This window comes from Pseudomonas anatoliensis (genome assembly GCF_017976235.1).
Lineage (GTDB): Bacteria > Pseudomonadota > Gammaproteobacteria > Pseudomonadales > Pseudomonadaceae > Aquipseudomonas > Aquipseudomonas anatoliensis.
The window spans coordinates 203,085-221,895 of record NZ_JACVHC010000001.1; the positions used below are offsets into that span (position 1 = coordinate 203,085).

Consider the following 18,811-nt stretch of genomic DNA (forward strand, 5'->3'; position numbering starts at 1 on the left):
GCCGGGAATGTTCCAGACTGGCTATTGAACAGCACCGCATTGCACAGGGACGCGTTAAAGCAGGCCACAGTGCCAGACCAGCCTTGGTTTCATTCAGCCTCGTCAGCGCAACGCGACGAGATGAAAAGCGCCCTTGCAGCGAGTTGGACTGCCCGGCAGGCAGTGGACAAGGTCTTCGCGCGGCTGACCGAAGTCGAAGCGTTTGCCCATGAGTTACTGACCGCTGCGCTGAAAGACCGCTATGACATCACCGTAGACGTCAGCTCGACGTGTTTAAGGCTTTACCGTTCGACCGGGATGACGGGGGGCTTCGAAGTGCGCACCCTGACCCTGCTCGAGTGCTGTCTGCACAATTTCGAATTGAAAGAGACTCGACCAGAATATTACGACCAGGCGAGCGACTTTATTACTCGACCTTCGGCCTCCGGAGCATTCGACGTCGTGCCGATCAAGGCCAGAATGTCCGTCGCGGCTTTTACCGCGTTGTGCCGGGAGCTGGACGCAGGTGCTGCTTATCAGAGATATCTCGAAGACTTTTTCGATCCGGCCAATCCCGTTGCCAGCGCCGTACTGAAAATAAAGGTCGAGGCTAACGAGAAGAGCACCCTGCGCCTGTGCAATGGGCTGGCGTTGCTCAAAGGCGATATTGATCACGACGCTCATCGTTTGGTAGAGAGGTGGGCTGCGGGAGATCGACGGTTGATCTGGAACGGGCGGGCAGTCCACTGCCATGCATTGACGATGATGGGCGTCGAGTTGCCAGGGATTGTGCTGGTCTGCGCCGATCTTGAGCACAGTTCAACGACTGTTCCGGTCATTGCCTATGTCCCCCATGATCCCGAGCATCCGCTCAAGCAGTATGCGTCTTCGACCCAGTTCGTCGTCGAGCTGACACGACAGCTGCGCTCACCTGAGTACCAGCGATTCTTCAGCCGGTTCGTGCCGCATCAGCACCGAGGCCAGTTCTTTTTTCAGCTCAATAATCGGCTATCAAAACTGCAATGGCATGCACCGGTTCCTTTTCAGCAACTGCCGGCCTGGCGCCCTGTGCCCGTTCTGAAACCTGATCTGCAAATCGGGTATGCGCGAATAAAAGTGGATTTCTGGGTTCAGCAGTTTCAGCAGCAGTTGAACACGTTGTTCGCCGACGCTCGAACGCGTGCAGTACCCACCGGCGATGAGGACGCCAAGTCTCGTTGGGCACGCTGGGACAGCTTCCTCAAAGTCGCGCTGACTGTGCTGGAAGTGGGGGCATTTGTCGCCGCGCCGTTTGTACCTGGTCTGGGTGAATTGATGCTTGCGTATACCGCCTACCAACTGTTGGATGAGACGTTCGAAGGGATTGTCGAGTGGGCTCAAGGTCTGCGTACTGAGGCGTTCGAACATTTCCTCGGAGTGGTGGAGAGCCTGATTCAGTTGGGTACGTTTCTGGTTGGCGGTCAACTGGTGGCGGCGGTGATCACGCCCAAGGCGACACCGTTGATCGGCCGCATGAAAATTGTCGATATGGCGGATGGTCGCTCGCGTTTATGGGATTCGGATCTGCGGCGCTATTCACAATCGGTGGACTTGAGTGAATCGGCCCGGCCTGACGCCATGGGCATTTATCGTCAGGCCGATCAGCAGGTGTTACCGCTGGAAGGCGAAACGTTTGTTATTCGCCCGGAGCCCGGATCGGATGACTACCGCATCCAGCATCCGCGGCGCAGCGATGCCTATGCCCCCCGACTCAGCCACAACGGTGCTGGCGCCTGGGTGCATGAAGCCGAACAGCCTCAGGCCTGGCAGGGAAGTCAGTTGATGCGGCGTCTCGGTCATCAGGTCGACGGTTTTTCCGAACAGTCGCTGGAACAGATCCGCATCGTAAGCGGCGTGGATGAATCTGCGTTGCGCAAATTGCACGTTGAACAGGAACAGCCGCCTGCCATGCTGGCGGCAACCATAAAGCGTTTTACGGCCGATCAAGCCATTGAAACGTTCCTTGCGCAGCTCGCTAGTGACGATGTCCAGATCCACGGCAAGGCCGATGTGCGTATGCAACTGCAGTTGCTGACGGGGCACAAACAATGGCCTGAAAAGCTCTCGCTGCGATGGCTCGATGATCAAGGCAACGCGCTGTGGCAATCGTCATCACTGGCAGGTAAAACGCCAATCAATTTGCAGCTCGACCACGGCATAGTCGCAGACGTGGCCGCCACGCTGCTGTCCCTGCTGAGCGAGCAGGACATCAAAGTATTGCTGGAAGAAGAGTTTGGTCGTGGCGTCATCGCTGCGAACGTACGTGCTGCGAAGCTGCGCGCCTTGATCGCCGAGGCGGCAAGGGCGCAAAGAACAGCGTTGGTGGATAGCCACGTCAAATGGCAGGAGGTGCCGACTGCCGTGCCTTCTGCCGAAAGCGTGTTGCTGCACAACGAGTTTCCCCAGCTGCCGAATGAGCTTGTGAGCAATGTACTGGTTGATGTCTTGCCAGCAGAAAAGCAGCTGGCCAGCGAACAGGGACAATTGTCCTTGCGCTTGAAACAGACTGCCCGTGAAGCGGTGCGCGAATGGCGCACGACCCGGGCCTGGGAAGGGCTGTACTTGCCGGCCAATGCCAATCTCGACAGCTACCGATTGGCGTTGCACAGTCTGGAAAGGTTACCGGGCTGGTCGCCTGAAGTATTGATCGAAATGCGCAACCAATCGTTCGACGGCCCCCTGATCGACAGCGTCGGACCGACCCCGGCACCCATTCGCAAAGTACTGCTGCGCACGGTGCAGAACCAGTTTCAGCCCTACGACGCTCAGGGCAAGAGCCTGCAAGGCGCGGGTGATTTTTATGACGCTGTGTTGCAGGCATTACCGGATGCCGAACGCGGCAATCTGGGTCTTGGCATCGGTGAAGGTCAGCGCCTGCGCAGCACACTTCAGCAATCATCAATAACCCGTGCAGAGCTGCGCGATCTGCTCGACGACTCACCGCTTCGAATCGCCGTCGAAAAACACCAGAATCCAGGTTACACCTTGATCAATGAACGGCTATTAGGCACGGGCGGTGAGTCGAGTCCGGAGGACCGGTTCAAAAGCCTCTATCCGCGGGCCACCACGGATAACTTCAATGAGTTTGTGCGAGCATCCGGAACACCTGCCGGCGCTTTACGGCTCATCCGGGAGCGGGAATTAGCGTTCAAGAATCTGCAGAAGACCCTTGATGATTGGGTGGCAATCGAGCGCGGCGAACTGCTGCCGATGGATCAGCGTTTTCACAAACGGCGCTTCGCCAAGGCACTCAGCCAATGCTGGCAGGCCGCTGAAACGGTGGGAGCGGGGGGCTATACGCTGGATCTGGATTTTCACTGGACCAGTGATTTTCTTGAGTACCTGCCGAAGCTTGACCTTGAGTTTGCGCACGTCAGCGCGCTGCAATTTCGTCATGCGGAGTTGCGCATTGATATCAGCCAGTTCCTCAGCTACTTCCCCAAATTGAAGGTCCTGGATCTAAGCGAAAACTCCCTCACCGCATTGCCTCGTCTGGAAGGCAATTTGCACGCGTTGGAAACGCTGGATCTGGGCAACAATCAACTGACGCTGACGGCCGGAAACGTCACTGAGCTCAGCCGTCTGACCCGCTTGCAGACATTGAGACTGGGCGCGAATCCGATGCTGGCGCGCGCACCGGATGTCAGTGCGATGGCAGACCTGCAAACCCTCGATCTGCATGGCACCGGTATTACCGAATGGCCGACAGGCCTGTTCACGGCACCGCGTCCACGGGCGTTCGATCTGGATCTGCAAGGCAATCCAATCGAACAGGTTCCCCAGGTAGCACCCGGTTCGGATCAGGCACGACTGATAGCGCGCACCCGTTTGAGTCGTGACCGTCTGTCCGATCAGGGCAGCGAACAATTTCATGCCTATATGCGCTCAGTGGGCTATGACCCCGCCCGCAGTTATCCGCCGAAGGGCGAGCAGACCAGTGCGCATTGGCTGGAGGGCGTGACGGGCGAGCCGCGTCAGCGCAAGCAAACATTGTGGGATGAGTTGGAGCACGAGCCTGATTCCCAGGGTTTTTTTGAAGTGCTGGAAAAAGTCGCGGAGTCAGCAGACTACATCGCCGAGGAGGCGCGTCCGGCGCTGACCGAGCGGGTGTGGCGAATGCTGGATGCCGCGACACAGAACACGCAACTGCGTGAAGAGTTGTTCCGCATGGCCAGTAATCCTGACTCTTGCGCGGACGCCGGGGCACAGATTTTCAATGAGATGGGGATCAAGGTTCTGATCCATGAAGCCTGGCTGGCCGGCAGCCCCGAGCAGGTCGAGTTCAGTCTGGTGCAATTGGCGAAGGGCAAGTCTCGCCTGGACATAGTTAACGACGTTGCCCGCGCCAACATCCAGACCCGCCTGGAGGCTGGTGAAGCTTTTATTGCACTTGATGAGGACGGTGAACTCACGGGCAGCATTGATGAAGTGGAAGTCTATCTGGCATTTCAGACCGGTCTGGCTGATCGACTCGAGTTGCCGTGGCAGTCACGGGGAATGTTGTTTCGCAGCATCGCTGAAGTCAGTGAGACGCAGATCGACGAGGCTTATCAAACTGTGTTGTCACTTGAGGCGGGGGACGGATTGGTAAACCGGATGATCGAACAACGTTTCTGGTGTAAATATCTGAAAGGGAGGCATACGCAGGCGTTTAAGCAGAATGCGCAGGTGTACGACTCGAAGGCGGAGGAGTTGCTTGATCGGTATTCGGCAGGCACCGTTTCACAGCAAGTTTATGAGCGCGAACTTGTCGGATTACACAAGGAACGTAAGGCTTTGCTGAAAGCATTGACGCATGGCCTATTATCAAAGCAGTCGATAGCTGTATGAAAAAAACGGCCTGTTTTCCGAAACAGGCCATTTTTTAGTTCCTGAAACTTATAGCCACCCGGAAAGCTTCTTCTGTTGGTTTGTCCAAAGTTCGTGGTCCTGATTTGTGGCTCCGGATAGTACGTTGAAGGGAGTAACAGCGTTTCCGTAAGTCGCGACCAACTGGCCGGTGCAGTTGTAGCACGCTTCAAATGCCTGTGCGTAGTCAGCTTGCTGCAACTTCTGGGTCTCTATCGAGATCTCTGCCGGGTTGGTCGAGCCCGTAAAATGTTGTTGGATATAAAGAGCTGCGTTGGCTGCCTGCACTTCCGCGTGAGCTCCTGGAAGCCCGCGACTCATGGGTATTCGGTTATTGCTGGCTTCTATGTGACGCTTCATGCGATCAAGTGTTACATCATGGAGGAGAGGTACCTCATATTCCATTCCTTTGAGGCTTTGAGGCTCTGACGATTCCCCGTTGTAGATTTTTACAGCCAGATCCTTGTCGGCCAGCCGGTTGCTATAGAGCTTTGCCATGTAGCTTTTAAATTCGTTCAAGTCGTCAATCTGGAAAACCCCAAGTGAAGCGAGTTCGCTTGAGTCCAGATTGTTGTCAATCTGTCTTGTGATATGGAAGCCGTGTTCCTTTTTTGTGAAGTCCGCCCTTTCCAGCGAAATATTATAAAAGTCAGTGACGATAATGTCCTGGTCTGAACTTGTGCCAGGTATCAGAGCTCCCGCATGGGCTACGGCTTGAGTATTCCTGTATTTTTTGGTGAACCGCCTATCAGGATTTTCAATTAATCGCCTCTTTTGCTTGGCTGGGCTGGGATCAACAGGTTCTTTTCCTGCAATTATCATACTCGTGGTTCGACTACTGACTCTCTCGTTAAACTTTTCATTTAACCCGAACTCATCAACAAAACTCATCGGGTTATTCCCCACCATCACATACAAATTCCAGCCATCCACTGCCCCCGCCGGATCGGCGCTGATCCAGCGTTGCGACCACGGTGCGTAATAGCGTCGTCCGTAATAATAGAGCCCTGTGTCATCCAGTTCCTTGCCCGAGTAACGAATGGTCTTGTAGCTGACTTCCAGTTCCGAGTGCGCTACCAGTGAGGCGGTGCCGCCGAACGGGTAATAATGTTCATGACTGATCAGGCGTGCGTTCTGGTCGAGCTCGATCAGGCTGGAACTCTGACTGTCTTCAAGGCAATAACGCAGTTGATCGTTGACGATTTCGCCCGGGCGGCCACTGAGCCAATGCAGGCAGCGGACATTGCCGATCATCGTCGGCAACGTAATGACGTGCAACTCTTCACCCGTTTCGCGAGTGCGGATCTCGATGCCCGGCAGGTAGCGCACCTGACGAAAATGCGTCTTGGTTGAGCCTTGAGTCTCGTGGTGTTTGAAGACTCGGGCGCCGCCGCTGTAGCGATAGGTTTCCTTGTCGGGCAGCGCGGATTCGCGTTCGATCAACGTGACCGATGCCAGTTCATCCAGAACATTCCAGTGCAAACCCTGGCCGGGTTGCAAGGCTTGCAGGTTGCCATGAGCGTCGAACTGCGTCGAGAAGTCGGGCGGTGAGTCACCTTCTTTCCAGCGCACGCCACGATTGCTGTTCGGGTCAATGAACATGCGCTGGGTGTATCCACCGATTGCTCGTGCGTGAACCAGTTTGACCAGGTTACCACCGGCGTCGTATTCGTAGGTCTGGTTGTAATTGAGGCGGTTTTTGGGATCGCTCGGTAATGGACGGCCGGGTATCCCGGTCGGGGGTAGGGCGTCATATCCGGTGGCGCGGATCAGGCGATAGAGCGAGTCATAGCCAAAGTCGCGCTGGCCGTCGATAAGCTGGTTGGCAAAGAACACTGGGTCAACAGTGCGATCCAGAAGACTGACAACATTGCCGACCTTGTCGTATTTGTATTCGAGATTTTGCCGCAACGCCTCGCCGGGCAGACCTGCCTTGATGCCATTCAAGCGACCGTTGGCGCCATCGTATTCCCAATTGCACACCACGCCGTTGCCCAGGGTTTGTTCGATTTTCTCGCCTTCGGCGTTGTATCGGGCGTGTTTGAGGATGTCTTTTACAGCATCGTCGCCGCTGATCTTGAGAGTAACCTGCTGGAGTTGCCCGCCGATGTCATAGCGTGAGAATTGCTGATGGCCACGTGCATCCGTCTGGCTCAGTGCTGCGCCGTTGGCCCCGTAGCGCCAACGCGTGGTGTAGGCACCGGCATCGAACAGCGTGCGGGTTTCTTCCAGAGGCAAGGCGTTGAGGCTGAACGAACCGTAGTCCAGTGAACCCGAGGCATCGACCTTTCGCAGTAATTGGTCACGCAGGTTCTTTCCGGCATCTGCATCGGCCAAACCAAAGGTCAAGGCCTCCAGTTCAGCCCCGTCGTTCACTTTGATGCCCAGCAAGCGCAAACGATTGTCGAAGCGGTTGCTCCACCGATTCCCGCGGGCATCCCAACGCCGGACAACTTCCCCTGCCAAACCATGCAAACTCAGCCGCCAGCCAGAATCGACGCTGTCCAGCAGCAGCGCTTGGCCTGCCATGTCATGAATGGTCATCAAATTGGCTTTTGGCGCTGTTGCGAACAGTCGTGGATCCCAATGCTCTATCGCTCTGCCTGCGTCGTCGTGACGTGTCCGGGTGATCAACGACTGTACGGCCGCCCCTGGCACGTTTCGCCAATAGGCGATCTGACGAACAGGAAGACCCCGGCCGTCGTTCACGCTGACTGACGGGGTTCGGCGATGAACGGAGAGATCCATTTCTCATTTCCTTCGACGCAATGCATCGCATGGAGGCAAAGGCAAATCTAGCAACTCTGGCAAGGTGTGTAACCTGTCAACTCTGACAGGTGCCGCACCTTTGCCGACCATGTTTTGCGCGCCACCCAATGGTCGAATGCCGCGTAGAATGCCCGTCTGTTTCAATTCCTGAGGTCGCAGTGGTGGATTTACAGCAGGGCTTCGTCTTGACCCGGCATTGGCGCGATACCCCCGCCGGCACCGAAGTCGAGTTCTGGCTGGCGACCGACGCCGGGCCGCGCCGTGTGCGTTTGCCGCATCAGCCGTCGGTGGCGTTTATTCCTGCCGAGCAGCGTGAAGCGGCCGAACGCCTGCTGCACGACGAAAAAAACGTCGAACTGCGACCATTGGCCCTGCTGGATTTCGAACATCGTCCGGTGCTGGGCCTGTATTGCCAGCAACACGGCCAATTGATGCGCCTGGAAACCGCGCTCACCCGCGCCGGCGTCGACGTCTTCGAGGCAGATGTGCGCCCGCCCGAGCGCTACCTGATGGAGCGTTTCATCACCGCCCCGGTATTGTTCAGCGGTACAGTCGATGCCAACGGCGTAATGCTCAACGCGCAACTGAAACCCGACCCCAAGTATCGACCGAAGCTGCGGCTGGTCTCGCTGGACATCGAAACCACCGAGACCGGCGAGTTGTATTCCATCGCTCTGGAAGGCTGCGGCGAGCGTCAGGTCTATATGCTCGGCACGGCGAATGGCGATGACAGCATCGTCGACTTCGACCTTGAATATTGCGATTCACGCACGGTCATCCTGAAGAAGCTCAACGACTGGTTCGCGCTGCACGACCCTGATGCGATCATCGGCTGGAACGTTGTGCAATTCGATCTGCGCATCCTCCACGAACACGCGCGGCGCCTCGGTGTGCCGCTGAAAATCGGTCGTGGCGGTGAAGAGATGCAGTGGCGTGAGCACGGCAGCCGCAATCATTACTTCGCCTCGGCGGCGGGGCGGTTGATCATCGATGGCATCGAATCCCTGCGCTCGGCGACGTGGAGCTTTCCCTCGTTCAGCCTGGAAAACGTCGCCCAGACCCTGCTCGGTGAAGGCAAGGCCATCGACAATCCGTATCAGCGCATGGACGAGATCAACCGCATGTTCGCCGAGGACAAACCGGCGCTGGCCAAGTACAACCTGAAGGACTGCGAACTGGTCACGCGGATCTTCGCCAAGACTGAACTGCTGACATTTTTGCTTGAGCGCGCCAGCGTCACCGGCCTGCCGGCGGATCGCAGCGGCGGCTCGGTGGCGGCGTTCACCCACCTGTATATGCCGCTGATGCACCGTCAGGGTTTCGTCGCGCCGAACCTCGGTACCAATCCGCCGCAGGCCAGCCCCGGCGGGTTTGTCATGGACTCGCAACCGGGGCTCTATGAATCGGTGCTGGTCCTCGACTACAAGAGTCTTTATCCGTCGATCATCCGCACGTTCCTGATTGATCCGGTGGGGCTGATCGAAGGCTTGCAACACCCGGACGATGCGGACTCGGTGCCGGGTTTTCGTGGCGCATGGTTCTCGCGCACGCGGCATTGCCTGCCGTCGATTGTGTCGCGAGTCGCCGAGGGCCGCGAGACCGCCAAACGCGAGCACAACGCGCCGCTGTCGCAAGCCTTGAAAATCATCATGAATGCCTTCTACGGCGTGCTCGGCTCCAGCGGTTGCCGCTTCTTCGATACGCGGCTGGCGTCGTCGATCACCCTGCGCGGACACGAAATCATGCTGCGCACGCGCAAGCTGATCGAAGAACAGGGCCATGCGGTGATCTACGGCGACACCGACTCGACCTTTGTCTGGCTGCGTCGCGCCCACGGTCAGGAGGAGGCGGCGGCGATCGGTAACGCGCTGGTCAAGCACGTCAATGACTGGTGGCGCGAGCATGTGCGCGAAGAATACGGGCTGGAAAGTGCCCTCGAATTGCAGTACGAAATTCACTACAAACGCTTCCTGATGCCGACCATTCGCGGCGCAGAGGAGGGCAGCAAAAAACGCTATGCCGGTCTGGTAACTCGCGCTGACGGCACAGATGAGATGGTCTACAAAGGCCTGGAAACCGTGCGTACCGATTGGTCGCTGCTGGCCCGACAATTCCAGCAGGAATTGTATGAACGAATCTTCCAGCGCAAGCCGTATCAGGATTACGTGCGCGATTACGTGCGCAAAACCCTGGCCGGGGAATTCGATGATCGGCTGGTCTATCGCAAGCGCCTGCGCCGCACCCTCGACGATTACGAACGCAACGTGCCGCCCCATGTGCGCGCCGCGCGGCTGGCCGACGAATACAACACGCAGCACGGCCGTCCACGGCAATACCAGAATGGCGGCTGGATCAGCTATGTCATCACTTTGGCCGGCCCGGAACCGCTGGAAGTGCGTCGCTCCACCATTGATTACGACCACTACATCACCCGGCAGCTGCAACCGGTGGCGGACGCCATCCTGCCATTCGTCGACGATGATTTCTCAACCCTGATCGGGGGGCAACTGGGCCTCTTTTGAGTCCAGCAGTTGCAGCGTCCATTCGTCGAGGATGCCGTGGAAGTAGCGCTCGAGGGCCTGATTGAACAGGCTGTCGCCAGCGGCGAACTGGCTGAACAGCGTCATCGAGGAGTGAAATTTCAAGTCATCGGGATGACCAAAAATATCTGCAATCGAACGCTGATTGGTATTCAGCACAAGCTGCGTGCAGGTGCGCAGCCGCGCGCCGAGCAATGGGTGATCGAGGTAGGCCTGGGTTTCTGCGGCTGACCCGATGGCGAAGCGTCGGGACATTTCACTGCCGCCAAGACCTGCGAACTGTGGGAAGACAAACCACATCCAGTGGCTGCGTTTGCGACCTTCTTCGAGTTCGCGCTGGACCCGGTCTAATACCGGGTCCTGAGCCTGGACGAATCGTTGCAGGTCAAACGGGTCGTTATGATCAGTGCTTCTCATACGGAACCTCGGCCAGTCGTCAGCTCAGACCATGGCCAGCCGCTGCTTGCGTTGTGGCGCTTGAAACGCCTGGTCCAGCGCCGCCAGATCCCCGGCCTCCAGTTGCAGCTGCGCGGCTTGTGCATTGAGTTGCACGTGTTCCGGCCGCACAGCCTTGGGAATCGCAATGACACCATCCTGACGCAGAATCCACGCCAGCGAAACCTGTGCCGGGGTGACGCCGTGACGAGCGGCAATTTGTTTCAGTGCCGGGTTGGCCAGCATCGCGCCGCCCTGGCCAATCGGACAGTAGGCCATCAGCGGCATGCGTTGTTGCTGGCACCACGGCAGCAGATCGAATTCGACGCCACGCTCTTCAAGGTTGTAGAGCACCTGATTGGTCGCGCAGGCGGGAGACGCCAGTTCTTCGACATCATCGACGTCGAAATTCGACACACCCCAGCGACCGATCTTGCCCTCTTCGCGCAGGCGTTCGAAAGCCTCGACGGTTTCATCCAGCGGATACTGGCCGCGCCAATGCAGCAGATAGAGGTCGATGTAATCGGTATCCAGCCGACGCAGACTGCGTTCGCAAGCTTGCGGGATGCCTTTGCGGCTGGCGTTGTGCGGGTAGACCTTGCTGACCAGAAACACCTGATCACGCAGACCGGCGATGGCTTCGCCGACAACACTTTCGGCGCCGCCCTCGGCGTACATTTCGGCGCTGTCGATCAGGGTCATGCCCAGTTCGATGCCGCTGCGCAGTGCGGCGACTTCGCGCTTGTGGGCGGAACGGTCTTCCCCCATGCGCCAGGTGCCCTGGCCAATCACCGGAACCTGCACGCCAGCCAATTCAAGGGTACGCATTCAAACCTCCTATCTGAAAGGGTCGATACCTTAGTGGGCAGCAGGATAGCGCAGGGGTTCCATGAGCTTCAAAAAGCAAAAGATCGCAGCCTGCGGCAGCTCCTACAGGGGGGTAGATTCACCGCCGTTCAAACGGTGTACCCAAAAAACTGTAGGAGCTGCCGCAGGCTGCGATCTGTTGATCTTCAGCTGTTACTTCGCAGAAAACTTCAACACCACGCTATGCGCATAAGCCTGCCCCGGATCCAGTCGTGTGCTGGGGAAGTTCGGCTGATTCGGTGAGTCAGGATAGTGCTGGGTCTCGAGGGTAAACGCGCCCCAGTGCGGGTAGACCTTGCCAGCCTTGCCCTTGACCGTGCCGTCGAGGAAGTTGCTGGTGTAGAACTGCACGCCCGGTTCGCTGGTGAACAGCTGTAGATGCCGGCCGGACTGCGGGTCGCTGACTTCGACGGCCAGTTTGCTCGCATCACCCTTGGCATCCAGCGCCCAGTTGAAATCGAAACCACCCTGTTTCGGCTCGGCGAATTTCAACTGCGGATGATCAGCCTTGATGTGCGTGCCGATGGCGGTCGGTTTGCTGAAGTCCATCGGTGTGCCGGCCACTGGCGCCAGCTCTCCGGTCGGGATCAGTTTGCCGGTGACCGGGGTGTAATGGCTGGCATGCAAGGTCGCGACCTGCTTGAGGATGTCGCCATTACCGGCGCCGGCGAGGTTGAAGTAGCTGTGGTTGGTCAGGTTCAGCACCGTCGGCTTATCGGTGCTGGCCTTGTAGTCGATGCGCAATTCGTTGTCGTCGGTGAGGCGATAAGTCACCTCGGTGGTGAGGTTGCCGGGGAACCCCATTTCACCGTCCACCGACAGATAGGTCAGGGTCACGCCGACCGAATCCTTGTCTTTGGTTTCCTGGGCTTTCCAGACCTTTTTATCGAAGCCCTGAGTGCCGCCGTGCAAGGCGTTGGACTTGTCATTCTGCGGCACTTGATAGCGTTTGCCGTCGAGTTCGAAAGCGCCTTCTGCCAGACGATTGCCGAAGCGGCCAATGGTCGCGCCGAAGTACGCGGTGCCTTTCTGATAGCCCTGCACATCGTCGAAGCCGAGCACGACGTCCTCGAACTTGCCGTGCTTGTCCGCCACTTGCAGCGATTGCAGGGTTGCGCCGTACGTGATGACCGTGGCTTGCATGCCATGGCTGTTGCGCAGGATGTATTGCTCGACGGGCGTGCCGTCGTTGGTTTTGCCGAAGGCCTTGTGTTCGGCGCTCAGGCCGGCGGCGTTGGCAGAGAGAGTGGCGATCATCAGGGACAGTCCGAGGCCGGAGAGCAGGTGACGGGATTGAAGCATGGTTGACCTTCCTTTTTGTTGTTGTTTTCAGTAACCCCCCCTGTAGGAGCTGCCGAAGGCTGCGATCTTTTGGCTTTGTTTTTTAAGGTCAAAAGATCGCAGCCTTCGGCAGCTCCTACAGAGGTTGAGTAATAGTCATGCTATTTAGTGTTCGAGTGAGAATTTATAGCGGATTAAACGTTTATTGCAAAAATAAAGTCGGACTAAATAGATTGATGGTTCGCGCCGAAGGTCGGGAAATACCGCCAGCACTGCACTTTTCCGCAATCGGCGGCTCTATCCATGGCCAGGATGCGGTGACTCCCGCCGCACAGGAATGTGCCTGTTCGAGAATTCATGCCGAGAGTGTTTAAGCTGATCACCCGATTTGTCCGTCGCCCGTGCCTGTTGTTGGTGTGTTTGTCGTCGCTATTGTTCAGCGGTTGCAGCCATCAGGACGGTAACGGTTTCATCAACCAGATCCGGGAAGGGCAGCCGCAGGAATTTCTGCAGACCAGCGTCGACCGTATGGCCACTTTGGCGATGCGCGACAACCTCGGCAGTCTTTATCGGTTGATGGGCAAGCTGTACCTGCGCAACCCGGACGAGTTGCGCAAGTCGGGTTTCCTCAACATTCACGCCGCCGTCAAGCAGGTACGACTGGCTATCGAGCAGCAACAACCATTGCCGGTGCTGGGTGGCAGAAAGGACCTTGCGGCGCTCAGCTATGCGATGAGCCCGGAGTTTCGTGGTGACCGCGTCGGTGCGTTCGTTTATGCCATCGGCAGCATGCTGGTGACGGCCCATGGCAATCGAACCGAGTTCTACATGACGGACGCGATCAACCCGACGTTCGTGCATAACGCGGCGCGCAACATCGAAAAAGCCACGTGGATTCTGTCGCAACGCCAGAACAAGGAAGGCCAGCCGCTGTTGTTTTCCAATGAAATCTCGGAGGAGGGCAGCAACCTCAGTTTTGCCGTGGAGTTCGGCAAAATCGTTGCGCGCCTGGATCTGCTGACGCAAATGCTTGATGAGCGCTACCGGCGGATCGGGCTGAATTACGCGCAGAGTCTGCTGTTCCTCAACTTCCTCCCGGTGCAATAAATCTGTGGATACGCTGCTGGCGCAATAAATGTAGGAGCTGCCGCAGGCTGCGATCTTTTGATTTTGGTTTTTTAGATCAAGATCAAAAGATCGCAGCCTTCGGCAGCTCCTACAGGGGGATGTCAGTTGTATCGGGTTGAATGGTGGTTGGATAACTTGTATACAATCAGTCGATAATTTCGATCCAAATGGAGCTGCACTCGTCATGACCGACCCCGCAAGCGCCGATTTCAGCCGTGTCGACCACGCCACCCGCGCCGACAAACTGCCCTATGCCGCGTTGCTGGCCTTCGCCATGACCGGTTTCATCGCCATCCTCACTGAAACCCTGCCCGCCGGGTTGCTGCCGCAAATCAGTGCCGGGCTGAACGTCAGCGAAGTGCTCGCCGGGCAGCTGGTAACGCTGTATGCGCTGGGTTCGATTGTCGCGGCGATTCCGCTGACCGTGGCCACCCGTGGCTGGCCACGGCGCCGGGTGCTGCTGATGACGGTTGGCGGGTTTCTGCTGTTCAACACCATCACCACGTTTTCCAGTCATTACGGCCTGACCTTGGCCTCGCGCTTTCTCGCCGGGATGGCGGCGGGGCTGTCGTGGGGGATCATGGCCGGTTACGCCCGCGGGATTGTGCCAGTGCATCAGCAGGGGCGAGCGCTGGCGATTGCCATGCTCGGCACGCCGGTGGCGCTGTCGTTGGGCACACCGGCGGGAACGTGGTTGGGCAATCTGATCGGTTGGCGCGCTTCGTTCGGAATAATGTCGGCATTGGCGCTGGTGTTGGCGGCGTGGATTGTCGTGGCGGTGCCGGATCGTCCGGGGCAGGCCAGTGCCGAGCGTCTGCCATTGATGCAGTCCCTGCGCCTGCCGGGTGTGCGCCCGGTGTTGTTGGTGGTGCTGACGTGGATGCTCGGGCACAACATTCTCTACACCTATATTTCACCGTTTTTGATGCAGGCCGGACTCGCCGAGCGTGTCGATCTGGTGCTGCTGGTGTTTGGCGTGTGTTCGCTGGTGGGGATCTGGATCATCGGCATGCTGGTGGATCGCTGGCTGCGCTGGCTGACTCTGATCAGCCTCGCAGTGTTTGCCGTGACGGCGCTGGTGTTGGCCCTGGCGAATCCGTCGCCATGGCTGATCTACGGCTGCATGGCGGTGTGGGGTTTGTCCTTCGGTGGTTCGGCGACGTTGTTGCTGACGGCCGCGGCGGATTCTGCCGGTGATCATGTCGATGTGGTGCAGGCAATGCTGACTACTTCCTGGAACGTGGCGATTGCCGGGGGCGGGCTGTTTGGTGGGTTGTTGCTGGATCGAGCGGGGGCGATGTCGTTTCCGTGGGCGCTGCTGATTCTGTCGCTGATTGCGCTGGCCACGGTGTGGATCAACAGCACACACAGCTTCAAACCCGGACGACGCCAACACTGATCCCCTCTGTAGGAGCTGCCGAAGGCTGCGATCTTTTGATCTTTCTTGTTGCGTTCGTCGTGAAGCACCTGAACGCCGGATTGGGATTGGGATTGGGATTGGGATTGGGGGTATATCCGTTGCTGCGGGTGTTGCCGCTGGCGGTTTCGCCCTTACGGCGAGTCACCTTTTCCAAACGCCGAAAAGGTAACCCAAAAGGCTTTGCCCCGGCGTACGGCACTTCGCCTAGGCTCAGTGTTCCCTCGCTACGGTGTCCATCCGGGGGCATCGCCTACGGTTTGCTTCGCTGCACCTCCTCTCGATGAATGCGGCTTCGCCGCACGGCGCTGCGCGCCTAACCCCCGGATGAACACCTTCGCTCGGCCTGCCGAAGGGGCAACAAATCAAAAGCCAGATCAAGAGCAAAAGCCAGATCAAGAGCCCATCACCCTAGCCCTCTCCCAGAGGGAGAGGGGACTGACCGCGTTGTTTGGGCGAGTTGCGCCGACGTGAGATACCGAGTCGAACTCAAGTTCTGAAAAGCCCACAAGCCGGCTCCCTCTCCCTCGGGAGAGGGCTGGGCGGGCGGCGTTCCGATGAGGGGCGAACCCAACCCAAAACCAAAGCCGACCGCATCGCTCTTCCACCACTCAACACAATGAGCGTTAGCTCGAGTGCAGCTCTTGATCTCAGAGCCCGTCGGAAGGCTGAGTGGAGGGATTCATCCGGGGAGGACATCGAAAGGAGGTGCAGCGAAGCAAACCGGAATCGATGCCCCGGATGGATTCCGGAGCGAAGGAACCCCGAGCTTTAGCGAGCGGGCCGGACGTCAGGGCAAAGCCTTTTGGGTTACCTTTTCGGCGCTTGGAAAAGGTGACCCGCCGTAAGGGCGGAACCCTACTCAGCCATCACCCAAAAAACGGATATTCACACAGAACCCCCCAACGACCTGGTCGGCCCACAGGCCGCCAAGACACAAAAAAAGCGCAACCAAAATCCCCCAAAACCAGAAAACGTGACCTTCAAAGGATCGCAGCCCTCGGCAGCCCCTACAGGGGGAAGTGGTGATTGGGCATAACGATAGACCGCATCGATATATGTGGTTATAAGAAAAATCGCTATGCTGCGGGCCAGATTTTTCCTGTCGTTTTTCTGGACGTCTTAATGGAATTGGCAAATTTCGGCCTGGTGATTGCCGGGCTGGTGGTGGGTTTTATTGTCGGTATGACCGGTGTCGGCGGTGGTTCGTTGATGACGCCGATCCTGCTGTGGTTCGGCATTAACCCTGCAACGGCGGTCGGCACCGACCTGCTGTACGCGGCCATTACCAAATCCAGTGGCGTCATCGTTCACAAGAAGAACAAGAACATCGACTGGGCCATCACCGGTTGGCTGACCCTCGGCAGCGTGCCGGCGGTGGTCATGACCTTGTGGTTTCTCAGCACGCTGCACACCGCGCCAGACGCGATGAACGCCATCATCAAACAAGCCTTGGGCTTTGTGTTGTTTGCCACGGCGTTGGCGATCTTCTTCAAGAAACGCTTGCTGGAATTCGCCCACAAACGCGCTGGCGGCAACTACAACCCGAGCGGTTCGCGGCTGAACGTGATGACGGTGATCACCGGCCTGATCCTTGGCACCATGGTCGCCCTGACCTCGATCGGCGCCGGCGCCCTCGGCACCGTGGCGCTGTTCATCCTCTATCCGCTGCTGCCGACCCGTCGCCTGGTCGGCACCGAAATCGCCCACGCCGTACCGCTGACCCTCGTCGCCGGCCTCGGCCATGCGAGCATGGGCAACATGGACTGGAGCGTGCTGGGCTTTTTGCTGATCGGTTCGTTGCCAGGCATCTGGCTCGGCAGCCACCTGACCGGCCGCATCTCCGACGAAGTGCTGCGACCATGCCTGGCGACGATGCTGGTGTTGATCGGCTATAAACTGGCTTTTTAGTACAAACCCAATTTCCTGGCTGTAACTTTGGTGATGGAATTTCCTGTGGCGAGGGGATTTATCTGTGGCGAGGGGATTTATCCCCGATGGGCTGCGAAGCGGCCCCAAGGCCATTTGAATCGGTGTGTCAGGGAAAATTGGCTGCCTGAATGGGGGCGCTTCGCGCCCCATCGGGGATAAATCCCCTCGCCACAGATAAGTCTCCTCATCCACAGGCGCACGCCCTCAGCCACAGATAATCCCATCAGCTACAAATAAATGCGCCTCACCACAGAGATCTGTTACGTCGGCTACCGCAGGGTGTATTTCATGACGGTCACCGGCAAATTTTCGTAAACCATCTCCTCGACCACCTCCCAACCCAGCCGCGCATACAGCGACTGCGCTGCGTCGGTGTACAGGTAAAGTTCCGGCACGCCCAACGCCTCAGCCTCTTCAACAATGCGCTTGACCAGTTGCGAAGCAATCCCGCGGCCACGTTCTTCAGCCTTCACATAAACCCCGGCCAGCCAGGGCGTGAGTTCGGGGCGGACTTTCATGTCGCTGTCGATCAGCAGTGCGCCGCCCAGCAACCTGCCGTCTTCAATCGCAACCACGACACTGGGGATCGCACCTTTGCCGCACGCCGCACGCATGCGTTCGGTGCGGGCAGCAAGGGTGTCGCCGGGACGAAAGCTACCCCACTCCTTGAAGTTGAGTTCGGCCAGTTCTTCGATCAATTCAGGGTGATCGCACAGGTAATCAATGTGCACGCGGTGACCTCCATTTCGTGAGCAGAACAGCCACCCTAATGCGCTCTTGAACGGTAATCAAATTGGCCTGGCAATCGCGTTTGTGCAGTTGCGCAATGTCGGGCCTGACCTAAGCTTCTGGCAGGGCGACAGATATTTGCCGGATACCCCGGAACAATCGCCGTGATGCGCAATCATTAGAGCGTGGATATCAAAAGGAGATGCGCATGCTCATCAGGTCACTGACCCTGACACTCTTGCTGGCAGTTGCCGGCCCCCTGTTCGCCGCTGACAACGATTCGCCGATTGCCGGGGACAGAGGCCGCGCCCGACCGCTGATCGTGATCGCGCAAAGCACTGTCGACCCGGTGTGGGTAAGCCTGAAAAAGTCGCTGGAGGACCCCGCCAACAAAAAAGGCGTCGCCGATCGCAACATCAAGGTTTACACCATCCTCAATATGTCGGGTCAGCTCGACGGCAAGGACATGGGCCAGCAAGACACCATGGCTCTTCTGCGCTCGCTGAAACTGGGCGCCGGGGCTTATCCGAAAGTGTTCCTGGTGGGCAAGGACGGCGAGACCAAACTCTCCGCCTCGGGGGATGACGCGAAGGCCGTCGACCTGAAGAAAATCTTCGACACCATCGACGCCATGCCTATGGCCGAGAAAGAAGCGGCCGCCGCCGCAGCAGCCCAGACCCCTGCCGCTGCCGAACCTGAACCGGCCAAAGGTGCGAAAGGCGCCAAGCCGAGCAAACCCGCCAAACCGACCAAGCCGCCAGAAATGCCGAATGATTGATGGCGGGATCTGAATCCAAAAAATGGGCGACCTTTGCAAGTCGCCCATTTTTTTGCCCGTTTAAAACCC

General features: G+C 58.0%; 11 protein-coding genes. 6 read left to right on the forward strand and 5 right to left on the reverse strand.

Going from position 1 to position 18,811, the window contains the following annotated elements; translation table 11 throughout:
- The first annotated feature begins 120 nt into the window (after positions 1-120).
- Entirely contained in the window at positions 121-4,848 is a 4,728-nt protein-coding gene (locus ICA16_RS00885; RefSeq protein ID WP_210699694.1) for an NEL-type E3 ubiquitin ligase domain-containing protein, read from the forward strand.
- Positions 4,849-4,896: 48 nt separating this feature from the next.
- On the opposite strand, the gene ICA16_RS00890 is transcribed toward ICA16_RS00885, so the two are convergent.
- The gene (locus ICA16_RS00890; protein WP_210699695.1) at positions 4,897-7,614 is read right to left on the reverse strand and encodes an RHS repeat-associated core domain-containing protein; all 2,718 of its coding nucleotides are present in this window, start codon (positions 7,612-7,614) and stop codon (positions 4,897-4,899) included.
- Between the two features lie 182 nt (positions 7,615-7,796).
- Between ICA16_RS00890 and ICA16_RS00895 the strand changes: the two genes are divergently transcribed.
- Positions 7,797-10,157 carry a DNA polymerase II gene (locus tag ICA16_RS00895; protein WP_210699696.1) on the forward strand — a complete coding sequence of 787 codons (2,361 nt, stop codon included), beginning with the start codon at positions 7,797-7,799 and terminating at the stop codon, positions 10,155-10,157.
- Here the strand turns inward: ICA16_RS00895 and ICA16_RS00900 are convergent.
- The 3 genes from ICA16_RS00900 to ICA16_RS00910 form a co-directional block, all read right to left on the reverse strand.
- Complete coding sequence (locus ICA16_RS00900) at positions 10,122-10,592, reverse strand: DUF1810 domain-containing protein (protein WP_210699697.1); 471 nt, start codon at positions 10,590-10,592, stop codon at positions 10,122-10,124. The two genes, ICA16_RS00895 and ICA16_RS00900, sit on opposite strands and share 36 nt — an antisense overlap.
- Before the next feature lie 24 nt (positions 10,593-10,616).
- Positions 10,617-11,438 carry an aldo/keto reductase gene (locus ICA16_RS00905; RefSeq protein WP_210699698.1) on the reverse strand — a complete coding sequence of 274 codons (822 nt, stop codon included), beginning with the start codon at positions 11,436-11,438 and terminating at the stop codon, positions 10,617-10,619.
- 192 nt (positions 11,439-11,630) lie between these two features.
- Entirely contained in the window at positions 11,631-12,779 is a 1,149-nt protein-coding gene (locus tag ICA16_RS00910; RefSeq protein ID WP_210699699.1) for an aldose epimerase family protein, read from the reverse strand.
- Positions 12,780-13,115: 336 nt separating this feature from the next.
- Between ICA16_RS00910 and ICA16_RS00915 the strand changes: the two genes are divergently transcribed.
- The 3 genes from ICA16_RS00915 (at position 13,116) to ICA16_RS00925 (ending at position 17,214) form a co-directional block, all read left to right on the forward strand.
- Positions 13,116-13,865, forward strand: a complete 750-nt coding sequence (locus ICA16_RS00915) for a hypothetical protein (protein WP_210699700.1) — start codon at positions 13,116-13,118, stop codon at positions 13,863-13,865.
- A 205-nt stretch (positions 13,866-14,070) separates the two neighbouring features.
- Positions 14,071-15,285, forward strand: a complete 1,215-nt coding sequence (locus ICA16_RS00920) for an MFS transporter (protein WP_210699701.1) — start codon at positions 14,071-14,073, stop codon at positions 15,283-15,285.
- A 1,143-nt stretch (positions 15,286-16,428) separates the two neighbouring features.
- Positions 16,429-17,214: a sulfite exporter TauE/SafE family protein gene (locus ICA16_RS00925; RefSeq protein ID WP_042560052.1), complete on the forward strand. Its 786-nt coding sequence runs from the start codon at positions 16,429-16,431 to the stop codon at positions 17,212-17,214.
- A 290-nt stretch (positions 17,215-17,504) separates the two neighbouring features.
- On the opposite strand, the gene ICA16_RS00930 is transcribed toward ICA16_RS00925, so the two are convergent.
- Positions 17,505-17,966 (reverse strand): GNAT family N-acetyltransferase, encoded by a 462-nt coding sequence (locus ICA16_RS00930; RefSeq protein WP_150618304.1) that lies wholly within the window; start codon positions 17,964-17,966, stop codon positions 17,505-17,507.
- A gap of 206 nt (positions 17,967-18,172) precedes the next feature.
- On the opposite strand from ICA16_RS00930, the gene ICA16_RS00935 reads away from it, so the two are divergent.
- Entirely contained in the window at positions 18,173-18,742 is a 570-nt protein-coding gene (locus tag ICA16_RS00935) for a DUF4174 domain-containing protein (protein ID WP_210553118.1), read from the forward strand.
- Positions 18,743-18,811: the final 69 nt, after the last annotated feature.